The sequence below is a fragment of the Pseudarthrobacter sp. PvP004 genome (assembly GCF_017876035.1).
Taxonomy (GTDB): Bacteria; Actinomycetota; Actinomycetes; order Actinomycetales; family Micrococcaceae; genus Arthrobacter; species Arthrobacter aurescens_A.
In genome coordinates, this window is record NZ_JAGINL010000001.1 from 2,441,609 (window position 1) to 2,456,051 (window position 14,443).

A 14,443-nucleotide genomic window follows, 5' to 3' on the forward strand; every position below is an offset into this window, starting at 1 on the left:
CAAGCCTTTCGCGGGTTCCAGCTAATTCGCTTTGGCGAACAGCGTCAGCATACGTGCAGACTCCAGCACAAGGGCATCCCGGCCGGCCTTGATGTATTTCCGGGAATCCACCACTGCAGGGTTGGCATCGAGATACTCACGGACGGCGCGGGTAAAGAACCCGTTCAAATGTGTGGATACGTTGATCTTAGTCATACCCGCGCGGATAGCGGCTATGAGCATGTCATCTGTCACACCGGAGGAGCCGTGGAGGACCAGTGGTTTTCCCACTGCAGTCTTCAGCCTGGTGATGAGGTGCAGGTCCAGCGCGGCGCTGCGTTCGGTCATGGCATGGGAGGAGCCCACGGCAACGGCGAGCGCGTCCACGCCGGTTGCCTCCACGAATGCCTGGGCCTCGGCGGGGTCTGTTCGGACACCGGGGGCGTGGGCTCCGTCCTTGCCGCCCACTTTCCCGAGCTCGGCCTCCACGTAAACGCCGCGCGCGTGGGCGTACTGTGCAACCCGTTGCGTGACTTCCACGTTCCGTTCGTAGGGCAGATGCGCGCCGTCGTACATGACGGAACCGAAACCAAGGTCCACTGCGGCCAGCGCGAGGTCTTCGGATTCTGCATGGTCCAAGTGGAGGGCAACAGGCACCGCGGCTGAACGGGCGATTGCCAGTGCTGCCGCCGCGATGGGCTCGAGTCCACCGTGGTACTTGGCGCAGTTCTCGGAAATCTGCAGGATCAGTGGAACACCGGCTGCTTCGGCCCCTGCCACCAGGCCTTCGGCGGTTTCGATGTGGATGATGTTGAAGGCGCCTTGGCCCGTCCCCGCAGCCGCGGCCCTGTCCATGAGTTCCCGTGTATTGACCAGGGTCACCGGGTCTCCTTCCATGTCACGATCAATTGGTCTTGAAGTTCCTGGTACCGCGGCGAGATTTCCCCCGCGGCGGGCATGAGAACGGCTGCGGCCGACCACGCAGTGGCCCGGCGAAGAATTTCGCGTGGCTCGGTAATGCCTTCGGCGAGTGCGACGGCGGCAGCGGCCACACCGGCGTCGCCCGCCCCTGTGGGGTTGCCACTGAGAGCTTCCGGCAGACGGGCGCTCCAGTAGCCGCCCGGGGCGGCGTGGTCGAAGGCAAGCATGCCGTCCGCGCCGGCGCTGACGAGGACCATGCGGGCACCCATGTCGATCAGAGCCAGGGCCGCTGCTTCAAGGCTGGTTTCCCCCGTCGCTTCGGCGAGCTCGTGATGATTCGGTTTGAGGATGTCGGCGCCGGCTTTGGCCGCAGCGATGATTCCGGGCCCGGAGGTGTCGATGATGGCCGGGATTCCGGCGTCGTGGGCCAGGCGCACAAGTTCCGGGTAGAAGTCCGCGGGAGCGCCCGGCGGCAGGCTTCCGGAACCGACCAAGACGGAGGCCGGCAGGTTTCGGTTCCCGCTCACGGCCTCAATCACGGCGATCCGGAGTGAGCGCCAGTCGTCGGGAAGGAGCGCTTGGCCCTCCTCATTGAAGATGGAGGTCTCTCCTGCGACGGTATCCACCAGTGCGATGCTGCGGCGGGTCTCGGCGGCGACTCCCACCAAGGCATGCGGTACTCCGCTGGTCCATAGTTCAGCCGCGAGGGTCTGCCCCGCCGCACCGCCGGTGGGTGCAATGGCGAGCACGGGGTATCCGAGTTGGTGAGTGACCCGGGCTACGTTGATTCCTTTGCCGCCTGCACGGCTCAAGGGCGTGGGCACGCGGTGGCTTGAGCCCTCGGTGATCCCTTGAACCGTGTAGGTCATGTCGATGGCCGGATTGGGAGTGACGGTGATAATGCGGTTCACGTTGGCTCGCTTCACTGTGCGCCTCCTAACACTGCACGGGCATTCAGGGCCGCACCGAGCAAGCCTGCGTCCTGTCCCAGCTGGGCACGGATAAGTTGGGGCCGACGCTGGAAGTCCAGGATCCCGTCAACCCGTTTGCGGAGCGGCTCGAGCAGTTCGTCGCCGGCTTCAGCGAGGCCTCCGCCGATTACCACGGCTTCAGTACCAATGATGTTCACGCATTGGCAGATGGTGAAAGCAAGGGCATCAACGGCATCGTCCCAAACGCGTGCAGCGACTGAGTCTCCTGCCCCTGCCCTGAGCAGTACTCCGCGTGCACCGTCCACCGTGTTTCCCGATGCCCGGTGGTACCGCTTGGCAATAGCCCCGGCTGAGCCCACTGCTTCCAGGATGGTGGAGCCGGTGGCGCCTGGGGCGGCGTCGGGGTCCGGTACCTGGGCGTGGCCGAGTTCGCCGGCGAAACCGCCGGCGGTAACAGCCTTTCCGCCGGAGAACACGGCTGCTGCGATGCCGGTACCTACCACCATCACCACAACATCGTTGAACTCTTTGGAACCGCCGAAGCTGTGTTCCACAGCCGCAGCGGAACGGACGTCGTGATCGAACGCGACGGGGATGCCGAGCCGTTTTTCGGCTTCGGCTTTGAACGGGAAGTTACGCCATCCGAGGTTGGCGGAGTAGATACCCACTCCGGCCACGGAGTCCACGATCCCGGGGACAATGATGCCTGCTGCCTTGGCGGGGGCTTCCGGAAACTCCGAGGCCAACTCTGCTTTAAGCTCAGCGAGCCTGTCCAGGACCGCTTCGCCGGGGCGGGCCGGATCCAGCGGCGTAGGGACGCGGCGCATGCCCAGGACAGTTCCCCGGGCGTCCACCAAACCAGCCTTGATATCCGTCCCGCCAACGTCGAATGACAGGACCGGTGATTTTGCGGCTCCGAGAACCATGACGGGATGCCTAGGCGGAGGCGTCGAGAATAACGGAGCGCGTCAGGTTGCGGGGCAGGTCCGGATTCAGGCCACGGACGCGTGCACGCTCCAGGGTCACCTTATGGACACGTGCCAGTTCAGCCAGAGGGTGCTTATCCGTGCTGATGTAGAGCGCGCCTGTGACGGCCATGTCAGCGTCCAAGCCCTCGGGCTGGTTTCCGAACAACCAGGTGACGCGGCCGGGGGCGGCGATGGAGATGGGGCCGTGGCGGTATTCCATTGCGGGGTAGGACTCGGTCCAGCCCTGCACGGCTTCGCGCATCTTAAGGCCGGCTTCGTGGGCCAGCCCAACCGTCCAGCCGGTGCCGAGGAAGGTGAATTGCTCGGCATCCAAGAGTTCCTGGGAAACCTCTGCCGTCACTGCGTCACGGGCATCCGCGATTGCCTGCTGTACATCAATGTCAAGGCTGGTCAGCAAGTAGACCAGCGCCGTGGTAGCGAATCTGGTCTGCACCACGGAGCGCTCATCGGCGTACTGAAGGCCGACTATGGCGTCTGCCAGGTCAATAATCGGCGATGAGGTGTCGCCGATGATTGCAACAGTGGGGACGATCCCCTTCAACTCAGCCAGAATCTCAAGCACCTCAGTGGTGGTACCTGACCGCGTGATGGCCACAACGGCGTCGTACTGGCGGTCGGGGCTGTTGCTGTTCAGGAAAGCCTCGGACGCAGCGAACGCATCCGTGACCCCTTTACCGGCGGATTCGCGGGCAGCGGCGTAGCTCTGGGCCATGAACCAGGACGTGCCACAACCGATCACGGCAATGCGCTTGCCGTCGGCGGGAAGCAGCTGTTCCGTACGGGCCTGCTCCACGGCGCGCTGCCAAACCTCGGGCTGGGAAACCAGCTCTTCTTCCATGAAGGCGCCCAGTGTGTTCTCGCTCATCGTGTGTTCCGCTCCCGCTCAGCTTAATGACGTTTTCTGATCTATAGAAACACTAAACGATCATTTTCGATCTCACAAGGATCATCCGAGCGCAAAGACCACTCGTTTGCCGGGCACGTGGAAGCGGGGCATCAAATGGAGGAAAACGTGTTCCCGTATGTGCATTTAAGTTAACTACCTGCTAACTCTTGTCAATTCATGTCCCATGCAGCAGTGTTGGTCGGGACCGCAAGAACATGATTGCTAATAGCTTGGAAAAATCAAGAAGGAGCATAATGCCCCGCTTGTCATCCCCCGGACGCCTCGCCTCGTTGAGTTTGGCCTGCGTCGTCGCCTCATCCTCGTTGGGCCTGTTGGCCATTCCGCCCGCTGCCGCAGCCCCGTCCACCCAACCGGCAGATATCGTCAGCGCCGCCGACACTGCCACCATCACGTCGGGCGACCTCCGCGTTGACGTCGGCACCACGTTCCCACAAGTCCTCGGCTACACCGACGCTGCAAGCAAAGCCCGCCTCGACGGCACCACCACCCGGCTGAGCACCATCACGCTCAACGGCACGGAGTACACAGTCTCCGGAACATCCGCCGCCTCCGGGAAAGACGCAAGGGATTACGTCCTTACCCTTCCCGACTTCGGCAACACCGTGATCAAGGCCCGGCTGTCAGTGAAGAAGAACGTGGTCTCCTTCAACATTACGGAAATCAAGGACTCAGCGGAGCACCAGGTCAGGACCCTGCAACTCCCCCGGTTGAACCTGGTGACCGTGGGCTCCACGCAGCCAGGATCCCAGGTGTCCACGGCCAACCTTTCCGTGGACCGGAGCGTGACGGGAGACGAGTTCACGCCGATCACGGCGTCCACTCCTTTGGATGCCGCTGCCAAGAGTTCGGCCTACGCGCTGGCCAACACTGCAACCCTCGGTGCCGCTGTCGAATCCAATGCCCTTTACGACACGTCCTCCGGCCCCGGCGCAAAGGACCGCGGCCGCTTCTGGCGCCAGGCAGTCAGTGACGGAGCCGGCGGGGTGAACATGGGGCTTGCCAGCGGCCAATGGCTCTACCGCGCCGAAGGGTCCACCACCACCGAGGAACTGCCCTGGACCCGCGTCGCCATCACCTCTGACGCCAACAACGACGGCGGTGTGGACTGGCAAGACGCCGCGATAGCAATGAGGTCCATCCAGGTCAGCCCCAACAAGGGTGAACAGACCCCGGACAATGTGATCACCCACATCCCGTTCAACTTCGCCTCCCAGGCAACCCACCCGTTCCTCCGCACTCTTGATGACGTGAAGCGCATCTCCCTGGCCACCGACGGGCTCGGACAAGTAGCCATGCTCAAGGGCTACACCAGCGAGGGACACGACTCCGCCAACACGGACTACGGCAACAACTTCAACACCCGCGCAGGTGGCCTCGAGGACCTGAATACGCTGGTCAAGGAGGGCAAGGAATGGAACGCCAGCTTCGGTGTCCACATCAACGCCACCGAGATCTACCCTGAAGCCAAGTCCTTCAGCGAAGACCTCCTTCGAGCCGATAAGGGCCTGGGCTGGAACTGGCTGGACCAGTCCTACTACATGAACCAGCGCGAGGACATTAACTCCGGCAAACTCGCCCAGCGCATCAAGGAACTCCGCGAAGCCACCGACAAGAACCTGGACTTCGTCTACGTGGACGTCTACTACGAGTTCGGCTGGCTCGCCGAACGGCTACAGCAGGAACTGGTGAAGAACGGGTTCCGGGTGGGCTCCGAATGGGCTGACCACCTCTCGCGGAACAACACCTGGTCCCACTGGGCCAACGACGAAAAATACGGCGGCTCCACCAACAAGGGCATCAACTCACAGATCCTGCGCTTCATCAACAACACACAGTCAGACGTCTGGAACCCGGACCCGAAGCTCGGCGTAAGCCACATCGTGGAGTTCGAAGGCTGGACCGGCCAGAACGACTTCAATGCTTTCAGCGAGAACGTCTGGACCGCCAACGTGCCGGCCAAGTTCCTCCAGCACCACCCCATCACCAAGTGGACTGCCGAGCGGATCGAGCTCGCCGATGGTGTGGCCGTCACCGGGAACACCGCCGAAGGCCGCAACATCACCGTAGGCGGAACATCCGTGCTGCAGGGTGGAACCTACCTCTTGCCGTGGTCCTCCAAAGAAAACGGCAAGGTTGACAAGCTCTACCACTACAACCCCACCGGTGGCGCCAGCACCTGGACGCTTACTCAGGAGTTTGCCAAGTCCAGTTCGCTGGAACAGTTCAAGCTGACCGACAACGGACGCGTGAAGGTGGCCGACGTCCCCGTGGTCAACGGACAGGTCACCGTCACCGCGGACGCCAAACAGCCCTACATCCTTGCTCCCAAGAACAACAAGGCAGAGCTGCCCAAGAAGGCCGACTTCGGCGAAGGCACGGCCTTCAACGACCCCGGCTTTAACGGCACCGACCTTTCCCCGTGGAACCCCGCCGGCCCCGTCACCCAAGTCCGCGACGACAAAGGCCGCCGCTTCGCCGAGATGGGGGCAACGCCGTCGTCGATCAGCCAGGACGTGCAGCTCGACGCCGGAACCCAATCCGTGAGCGCCTGGATTGAAATCCAACCGGGCAAGACGCGGCCCACCACGCTCTCCGTCGACATCGACGGCAAGACCGAAAGCGTCACCATCGATTCGTCCAACGCCGAAAACTACGTGGCCGGCGACGAGAAGCACGGGACCGCATTCCAGCGTGTACGGGTGCTGGTGGACGTGCCGCGGAACAATACCAAGGCCACTGTTACTGTCCAAGCGGCCGACGGCGACGCCACCGTACGCGTGGATGACTTCCGGGCGGTGAAAACCACCCGGGTGCCAACCACCGGAGTCTTGAGCGAAGACTTCGAAAACGTGGACCAAGGCTGGGGGCCCTTCGTGAAGGGCGACGCCGGAGGTTCCACGGACCCGCGGACGCACATCACCGAACGCCACGAACCGTTCACCCAGAAAGGTTGGGACGCCAACGTCATCGACGAAGTGCTCGACGGAACCTGGTCGCTGATCGCGCACGACGAAAACCGCGCTCCCAATGGCGGACCGGGCATGGTCTACCGCACCACCGAGGCATCCGTGCCGTTCCAAGCCGGCCACAAGTACAAAGTGTCCTTCGACTACCAGAACTCCAAAGCCGGGCAGTACGCCTGGGTATCCGGCTACGACTCACAAGCAGGACCGGCAGTGACGGGCAGCCAGGCAATCGAAGCGAAAACCTCCACCACACGGTTCGAGCAGATCCTGGACACCGGCTTCTGCGGAGACTACTTTGTGGGACTGCAGCGCACGGGCAGCTCGAACGGTTCTGATTTCACCTTGGACAACTTCCTGGTAGAAGACCTGGGCGCCTCGGAAGCCGTCCCGGCCTGTGCCCAACTCTCGGCAGAACTTCAGGGCGACGTAGTCCAGCAGGGCAAGGCCCAGGATTTCGTCACCACGTTCGTTTCCGACGAACCTGCCGCCATCTCCGATCTGGCCGTTGCTCTGGAACTGCCGGAAGGTTGGACGGCAACTCCTTCCACGCCTGCAACCGCTCCGACACTGCCCGCCGGAGGAACCCTCACCACCACGTGGAAGATCACCGCACCGGCTTCCGCTGACGGTGACTACCCCATCACCGCCAAGGCCAGCTACACCGTTGCTTCGTCAGGCATCGATCCGGCCGGCAGCCGAACCATCAGCACCACCACCACCGTGCGGACGCTGCCCAAGCCGCCGCAGGCCACAGTGTTCGCCAGCGACCACCCCTGGGTCAGCGCCACGAACGGCTGGGGGCCTGTTGAAAAGGACCAATCCAACGGCGGAACCGGGGCCGGCGACGGAACACCGCTCACCCTGAACGGAACCGTCTACGCCAAGGGCCTCGGCGCCCACGCCAACGGTACTGTCCGCTACTACCTCGGCGGCTACTGCACCGCCTTCACAGCAACAGTGGGAATTGATGACGCCCAGCCGACGCGGGGCAGCGTGAAGTTCTCCGTGGTAGCCGACGGCACAACCAAGGTCACCACCCCGGTACTCGGAGCGACCAGCGCTCCCCTGCCACTCACCGTGGACGTCACCGGCGCCCAGTACGTTGAACTGGTAGCCAACGACGCCGGCGACTCCAATGGCAACGACCACGCCGACTGGGCCGATGCCAAGTTCACCTGTTCGTCCACCTCGCAGGAACCTCCGGCACCGGTCCTCGCCGGCACCGTCTTCGCTTCGGACCTGCCATGGATCGGCAGCACCAACGGCTGGGGCCCAGCCGAACGGGACCGGGCCAATGGTGAGCAAAACGCCGGTGACGGACCAGCACTGCGGCTCGACGGCGTCGTATATTCCAAGGGCATAGGAGTCCACGCCGACTCGAAAATCAGCATCGCCACCGAGGCCAAGTGCACCGCCTTCACCGCCGTGGCGGGGGTGGACGACGCCAAGCTGAACAAGGGCCTGCACGGATCCGTGGTGTTCATCGTCAAGGGTGATGGCCGTGAACTGCTGCGGACTCCCGTTCTCAGCGCCGACTCAGCCGCACTCCCCCTCAACGTGGACATCACCGGTGTCCAAAACGTCGAGCTGATCGCTGACAAGAACGGCGACGACGCTGGCGACGACTGGGGCGACTGGGCGGACGCGAAGTTCAGCTGCGCATAGTCCATCTGTCCCTCAGTAAAGAAGGGCGGCGTTCCCACCGGAACGCCGCCCTTCTCTAGTGCTTTCTTAGACGACGCGCACCCCAGCCCGCCACACAGAACCCGTCAGCGGGATCCCGGGACGGTACGCCAAGTGCGTGGCCGACGGCGCCTTGAGCATGTGCAGGTCTGCGCGATGTCCGACGGCGAGCGAACCCACCGCCCGCTCGCCGTCGACGTCGTTCCCCGACTCCCTGCCCAACGCCAAAGCGCCGCCGTACGTCGCCGCACGGACGGCCTCGTGGACGCTCAAGTGCATCTGGAGCACAGCAGTGGTCACGCAGAACGCCATGGAACTGGTGTACGACGTCCCCGGGTTGCAGTTGGCAGCCAGTGCGATCTGCACGCCGGCGTCGATCAATTCACGGCCCGGGGCAAGGGGCTGGCGGGTGGACAGATCGCACGCGGGAAGGCACGTAGCCACCGTGCCTTTGGTGCCCGCTCCCGTTGCAGGGTCCCAGCCAGCCCAGGTCCCCGCGAGCGCTAGGACGTCCCTGTCCGACAGGTAGTTCACATGGTCCACGCTCGCAGCCGCAAACTCCACGGCCAATGCCACACCGGGCCCCTCGCCCAACTGGTTGCCGTGGACCCGCAGCCCCAGGCCGGCGTCGCGCGCAGCCCTAAGGACCCGACGCGACTGATCCTCCGTGAAGGCGCCGCGCTCGCAGAACACGTCCGCCCAGCGGACGTGCGGCAGGACGGCGTCGAGCATGGGGCCGCACACCAGATCGGTGTACTCCTCCGGATCGGAGCCGTCGGGGACCAGGTGGGCGCCCAGATACGTGACCTCGTCCACTTCAGCTGCGGCGATACGGGCGCTGCGGGCCTCGTTCTCCACGTCCAACCCGTAGCCGGTCTTGCTCTCCAAGTACGTGGTTCCCTGCGAGACCGCCTCGGCCACGCGGTCCCGCACCAGGCGGGTAAGTTCGTCGTCGCTGACACTGCGCGTGGCGCCCGTGGTGACGGCGATGCCGCCGGCACTGTAGCTTTCGCCGGCCATGCGTGCTTCGAACTCGGCCGTGCGGTCTCCGGCGAACACCAGGTGCGAGTGTGAATCCACCCAGCCGGGCAGGACGGCGCGGCCCTGGGCATCGATGTTCTCATCAGCCGCGGGGGCGTCCTTACTGGACCCCAACCACGCGATGCGCTCTCCTTCGATCACAATGGCGGCATCCTTCAGGACCCGATGCTCCATGTCCTGGGTCATCAGTTCGCCGATGTTGGTAATCAAGGTGCTGGCAGAATTGGTTGCGCTCATGACCCTATTGTTCAGCGCCGAATGGACCAGCGTACGGCCGCGAGCTGCTCCGCTGTCCGGGATTCCGGACTGTCGGCATTTACCTCGCCGAGGATCAGGGCGGCCGCAAGCTCGGCAATGGCTGAAGACGTTTGGAAACCGTAGCCGCCTTGACCGGCGAGCCAGAAGAAGCCAGGGGCTTCGGCGTCGAAACCCACAACAGGGATTCCGTCCGCGGCTTCGGTCCGAAGGCCGGTCCAAGCGCGGTCCACGGATCGGATGCCCAGCGATGTTACGGCGTTGAGCTTGTTGATCAGCGCCTCCACATCACCTGGGTAGGGTTTCGCGTCCTCCGCGCCGCTGGGCACGGTTTCCGACGGCGATATCAGCACCTGGTTGCCCTCGGCGCGGAAGTAGAACGTATCGTCGGCAGCGCACACCATGGGCGTTTCCGGGGTCAACGGGTTCTCGACGTTTACGATCGCGGCGGTCCGCCGATAGGGTTGCAGGCCCAGCTTCTCCACGCCGCTGATGACAGCCAGTTCATCGGCCCACGCACCTGCCGCATTGACCACGACGCCGGACTGGAGGCCCTCGGTTCCGGCGCCCAGCTGCCAGCCACTCCCCAGCCGTTGGGCCGAGTGAACTTTGGCCCCGGTGATGATGTCCACACCTGCAGCTTCCGCGGATTGCCGGTGTTCCTCAAGCAACAGGGGCGCGTTGCAGCCGAAGGAACCGTTGTCCAGCCCTGCTGCAGCGAACGACTCGGGATTCAGGGCCGGGCACAGTTGCATGGCTTCATCGTGGGAGATGGGGTGCATGTTTCCGCTGGCCTCTGCACGCACGGTTTCCTCGTCGCCCACCAGCATGAAGCCTCGCCGCGTCAGAATTGGTTCTGTTGCCTGGGCATCCCTTTCGGCCAGCATTTCCAATGTCCTGACAGTCAGGTCCTGCACCACGGCCGGGCCGTAACTGGGGATCAGCTGCCGGGCCGAGCGAGAGGAAGTGTGAAAGGCCAATGACTGCTCAGCCTCGACCAGGGCCACGCTGCACTTACCCGCCAGGGCCGCTGCCAAAGACAGACCGCCAATGCCGCCGCCAACGATTACTACGTCATAATTCGAAGCCATGGCTCCATCCTGTCAGACCCTGGTAGCCGCGGACAGGCTCCACCCCGCCACACCCTCTCTCACATAACCACCCCCAAACACCAACCCTCTCTCACATAACCACCCCCAAACACCAACCCTCTCTCACTTCCCTTAGGGAAGTGAGAGAGGGTTGGCCGGAAACCCGAGGGACGTGAGAGAGGGTTGGCCGGAAGCCCGAGGGACGTGAGAGAGGGTTGGCCGGAAGCCCGAGGGACGTGAGAGAGGGTTGGCCGGAAGCCCGAGGGACGTGAGAGAGGGTTGGCCGGAAACCCGAGGGACGTGAGAGAGGGTTGGCCGGAAACCCGAGGGACGTGAGAGAGGGTTGGGCTAGGCGACCGCGGCGCGACTCTTGACGAACGCCTGAACGCAGGCTTCGACGTCGTCCGCGCTGTGCGCAGCGGAAAGCTGCACGCGGATCCGGGCCACGCCCTTCGGCACTACCGGGAAACTGAAGGCCGTGACGAAGACGCCGTTGTTGAGCATCTCGTCCGCGACTTGTGCAGCGACCACGGCATCACCGAACATCACGGGGATGATGGCGTGCTCGCCGTCGAGGAGCTCAAAGCCTTCCTCGCTCATGCGGCGACGGAACAGCGCTGCATTCTCGAACAAGCGGGTCCGCAGCTCGCCGGATTCCTGCACGAGCTCGATCGCCTTGATAGTGGCCGCAACAATGGCCGGGGCAAGCGAGTTGGAGAACAGGTACGGGCGGGCCTTCTGGCGAAGCATCGCCACGATCTCACCGCGACCGGAGACGTAACCACCCGAAGCGCCGCCGAGGGCCTTGCCGAAAGTGCCGGTGTAGATGTCCACGCGCTCAGAAACGCCGGCGTGCTCCGGAGTGCCAGCGCCGGTAGGGCCCATGAAGCCGACAGCGTGGGAGTCGTCCACCATGACCAGGGCGTCGTGCTTCTCGGCGAGGTCGCAGATGGCTTCGAGCGGGGCCAGGTAGCCGTCCATGGAGAAGACACCGTCCGTGACGATGATCTTCCGGCGGGACCCCTCAGCCTCAACCAGCTTGGCTTCGAGATCGGCCATGTCCTGGTTGGCGTAACGGAAGCGCTTAGCCTTGCTGAGGCGGATGCCGTCGATGATGGAGGCGTGGTTCAGGGAGTCCGAGATGATGGCGTCTTCGGGGCCGAACAGGGACTCGAACACGCCACCGTTGGCGTCGAAACAGCTGGAGAAGAGGATGGTGTCCTCGGTACCCAGGAATTTAGAGACGCGGGTCTCCAGTTCAAGGTGCAGGTCCTGGGTGCCGCAGATGAAGCGTACGGACGCCATGCCGAAGCCACGCTCGTCCATGGCGGACTTGGCGGCGGCGATGATGTCCGGGTGGTCGGCCAGGCCCAGGTAGTTATTGGCGCAGAAGTTCAAGACCTTGTTGGCCGGCTGGCCGAGCTGCCCGGCTGCGATGTGGCTTGCCTGCGGAGAATCGATGTGGCGTTCGGTCTTGAAGAGGCCGGCGCTCCGGATCTCGTCGAGTTCGCCCTGCAGTTGGTCTTTGATGGCTGAGTACATGGGTGCTCCTAAAGTTTTTCGGGGGTCCGGTTGCAGTTCGGTCCGGTTACCGTTCGGTCCGGTTACAGTTCGGTCCAGTCGAGGACCACTTTGCCGCCGGTGCCGCTACGGGCGATTTCGAAGCCCTTTTCCCAGTCGGCTGCGGACAGCTTGTCGGTGACGACGGCGGAGATGCTGCGGTGCAGTACGGGATTGGAGGACAGCATGGCGCTCATGGCGTACCAGGTCTCGAACATTTCACGGCCGTAGATGCCCTTGAGCGTGAGCATATGGGTGACAACCTTGCCCCAATCGATGTCGATGGATTGGCTGGGAAGGCCGAGCATGGCGATGCGGCCGCCGTGGTTCATGTTGTCGATCATCTCAGGCAGTGCCGTGGGGTGTCCCGACATTTCCAGTCCGATGTCGAAACCTTCGCGCATGCCCAATTCCTGCTGTGCTTCGCGGACGCGCATCTTGGACACGTCCACAGCGAGGTCAACGCCCATCTGGCGGGCCAGTTCCAGGCGCGGAGCGGACACGTCCGTGATGGCGATTTTGCGGGCACCCGCGTGTCGGGCGACGGCAATGGCCATCAGTCCGATGGGACCTGCTCCCGTGATCAGTACGTCTTCGCCGACCAGCGGGAAGCTCAGTGCGGTGTGGACAGCGTTACCGAAGGGGTCGAAGATGGCGCCGAGTTCCGGGGTGACGGACTCATCGTGGTGGACCCAGACATTGGTTTCCGGGATGACGACGTATTCGGCGAAGGCACCGTCGCGCTGCACGCCGACGGAGACGGTGTGGATGCACATCTGGCGGCGTCCTGCACGGCAGTTGCGGCAGATTCCGCAGACCACGTGTCCTTCGCCGGAGACCCTGTCCCCTACTTTGACGTCGCGGACGTCCTCGCCGATTTCCACTACTTCGCCATAGAATTCGTGGCCGGCAATGAGGGGCGTTTCGATGATGCCTTGGGCCCAGGCGTCCCAGCTTTGGATGTGGAGGTCGGTGCCGCAGATACCGGTGGTCATCACACGGATTTTGACGTCGCTGGGGCCCGCTTCGGGCTCGGGACGTTCGACGAGTTCGAACCCTGCGTGCGGTCCGGATTTGTAGAGAGCCTTCATGGAATTCCTCACTGCTGGGGCTGCTTCGCTGCTGCTGAGTCCATTAGAGCCCCGCCAATGATTTAGCACAACTAGATTCTTCTCAATCAACGATTTAGGATTTGCTAATGGAAATTCATCAGTTGCAGATGCTCCGTGAGCTCGGAGACTTAGGAAGCGTCAAGGCCGTCGCTGAAACACTGATGGTGACCCCCTCGGCAGTTTCGCAACAGCTCGCCCTGCTGCAGAAGTCCGTTGACGTGCCGTTGACGCGTAAAGAAGGCCGGGCACTGGTGCTCACGGATGCAGGCCGCGTCCTCGCTGAGGCGGGGACCGCCGTCGTGAACGCCATGGCAGATGCCCGGGCGGCGATCGGCGCCTATCACGACGCTCCCGACGCGCCGGTCAGCGTGAGCGCCTTCCACAGTGCCGGGCAGGCGCTGTTTGCGCCGTTGGCGGCGCTGTTGGCGTCCGACGGCGGGAAGTCGCCACGCCTTCGACTCTCCGATGAGGACGTGGCCCAGGAAGATTTTCCGGGGTTGGCCGCCCGGTACGACCTCGTGCTGGCACACCGCATGGACAACAGCCCGACCTGGCCTGGGGACAAAGTAGCGGTGATTCCTCTCGCCGACGAGCCGTTGGACATCGCGCTCCCCGCGGCTCACCCGCTGGCATCCCGGCGCGAACTGGAGCCGTCCGACGTCGTGGATGAGCCGTGGGTGACCAGCCGCGATGGCTACTCGCCCGCGGACGTCCTTGCCGCCGTCGTTGCCGTGAGCGGACGGCCCGCAGAAGTGCTGCACCGCATCAACGACTATTCCACCGTGGCGGCGCTGGTATCTGCCGGTGCCGCGATCGGGCTATTGCCGCGCTTCACGGCCCGCCGTGTACTGGACGCCGGCGTGGTTTTGCGTCCACTTTCCGGGGTGAATTCGGTGCGCAAGATCGACATCCTGGCCCGGCCCGAGACGCTAAAACGGAAATCGGTCATGACGGTTTGCGAGTCACTTCAAACCGTCATGACCGAGCTTTCCTCACCCCGCTGACCC

The 14,443-nt window shown here is 63.7% G+C and carries 10 protein-coding genes; 2 read left to right on the forward strand and 8 right to left on the reverse strand.

The window, feature by feature from the left end; all coding sequences use genetic code 11:
* Positions 1–21: 21 nt before the first annotated feature.
* The 4 genes from J3A64_RS11045 to J3A64_RS11060 are packed head-to-tail and all read right to left on the reverse strand — an operon-like array spanning position 22 to position 3,686.
* The gene (locus J3A64_RS11045; protein WP_210064298.1) at positions 22–876 is read right to left on the reverse strand and encodes a class II fructose-bisphosphate aldolase; all 855 of its coding nucleotides are present in this window, start codon (positions 874–876) and stop codon (positions 22–24) included.
* The gene (locus J3A64_RS11050) at positions 858–1,826 is read right to left on the reverse strand and encodes a 1-phosphofructokinase family hexose kinase (protein WP_210064299.1); all 969 of its coding nucleotides are present in this window, start codon (positions 1,824–1,826) and stop codon (positions 858–860) included. The genes J3A64_RS11045 and J3A64_RS11050 overlap by 19 nt, the downstream gene beginning before the upstream one ends.
* On the reverse strand, positions 1,823–2,758 hold the full coding sequence (locus tag J3A64_RS11055; RefSeq protein ID WP_014921215.1) for an ROK family protein: 936 nt from the start codon (positions 2,756–2,758) through the stop codon (positions 1,823–1,825). Before J3A64_RS11055 ends, J3A64_RS11050 begins: the two co-directional genes overlap by 4 nt.
* Positions 2,759–2,768: 10 nt before the next feature.
* The gene (locus tag J3A64_RS11060) at positions 2,769–3,686 is read right to left on the reverse strand and encodes an SIS domain-containing protein (protein ID WP_210064300.1); all 918 of its coding nucleotides are present in this window, start codon (positions 3,684–3,686) and stop codon (positions 2,769–2,771) included.
* 275 nt (positions 3,687–3,961) lie between these two features.
* Between J3A64_RS11060 and J3A64_RS11065 the strand changes: the two genes are divergently transcribed.
* A complete protein-coding gene (locus J3A64_RS11065; protein WP_210064301.1) occupies positions 3,962–8,359 on the forward strand; it encodes an endo-alpha-N-acetylgalactosaminidase family protein in 4,398 nt (1,465 codons plus the stop codon).
* 66 nt (positions 8,360–8,425) lie between these two features.
* On the opposite strand, the gene hutI is transcribed toward J3A64_RS11065, so the two are convergent.
* The 4 genes from hutI to tdh all read right to left on the reverse strand — a co-directional run bounded on the left by hutI (position 8,426) and on the right by tdh (position 13,415).
* On the reverse strand, positions 8,426–9,655 hold the full coding sequence (gene hutI / locus J3A64_RS11070; RefSeq protein ID WP_210064302.1) for an imidazolonepropionase: 1,230 nt from the start codon (positions 9,653–9,655) through the stop codon (positions 8,426–8,428).
* Between the two features lie 11 nt (positions 9,656–9,666).
* A complete protein-coding gene (locus J3A64_RS11075; RefSeq protein WP_210064303.1) occupies positions 9,667–10,764 on the reverse strand; it encodes an FAD-binding oxidoreductase in 1,098 nt (365 codons plus the stop codon).
* A 348-nt stretch (positions 10,765–11,112) separates the two neighbouring features.
* A complete protein-coding gene (locus J3A64_RS11080) occupies positions 11,113–12,306 on the reverse strand; it encodes a glycine C-acetyltransferase (RefSeq protein ID WP_210064304.1) in 1,194 nt (397 codons plus the stop codon).
* 62 nt (positions 12,307–12,368) lie between these two features.
* Positions 12,369–13,415, reverse strand: a complete 1,047-nt coding sequence (tdh, locus tag J3A64_RS11085; protein ID WP_011774180.1) for an L-threonine 3-dehydrogenase — start codon at positions 13,413–13,415, stop codon at positions 12,369–12,371.
* 107 nt (positions 13,416–13,522) lie between these two features.
* Here tdh and J3A64_RS11090 point away from each other — a divergent pair, with 107 nt between their 5' ends.
* Positions 13,523–14,440, forward strand: a complete 918-nt coding sequence (locus J3A64_RS11090; RefSeq protein ID WP_210064305.1) for a LysR family transcriptional regulator — start codon at positions 13,523–13,525, stop codon at positions 14,438–14,440.
* The last annotated feature ends 3 nt before the right edge of the window (positions 14,441–14,443 follow it).

What these genes read in the sequence shown, in the direction of transcription:
- J3A64_RS11055 (WP_014921215.1), bottom strand. Translation starts at nt 2,758, where the DNA reads ATGGTTCTCGGAGCCGCAAAATCACCGGTCCTGTCATTCGACGTTGGC.
- J3A64_RS11075 (WP_210064303.1), bottom strand. Translation starts at nt 10,764, where the DNA reads ATGGCTTCGAATTATGACGTAGTAATCGTTGGCGGCGGCATTGGCGGT.
- tdh (WP_011774180.1), bottom strand. Translation starts at nt 13,415, where the DNA reads ATGAAGGCTCTCTACAAATCCGGACCGCACGCAGGGTTCGAACTCGTC.
- J3A64_RS11065 (WP_210064301.1), top strand. Translation starts at nt 3,962, where the DNA reads ATGCCCCGCTTGTCATCCCCCGGACGCCTCGCCTCGTTGAGTTTGGCC.
- J3A64_RS11045 (WP_210064298.1), bottom strand. Translation starts at nt 876, where the DNA reads ATGGAAGGAGACCCGGTGACCCTGGTCAATACACGGGAACTCATGGAC.
- hutI (WP_210064302.1), bottom strand. Translation starts at nt 9,655, where the DNA reads ATGAGCGCAACCAATTCTGCCAGCACCTTGATTACCAACATCGGCGAA.
- J3A64_RS11060 (WP_210064300.1), bottom strand. Translation starts at nt 3,686, where the DNA reads ATGAGCGAGAACACACTGGGCGCCTTCATGGAAGAAGAGCTGGTTTCC.
- J3A64_RS11090 (WP_210064305.1), top strand. Translation starts at nt 13,523, where the DNA reads ATGGAAATTCATCAGTTGCAGATGCTCCGTGAGCTCGGAGACTTAGGA.
- J3A64_RS11080 (WP_210064304.1), bottom strand. Translation starts at nt 12,306, where the DNA reads ATGTACTCAGCCATCAAAGACCAACTGCAGGGCGAACTCGACGAGATC.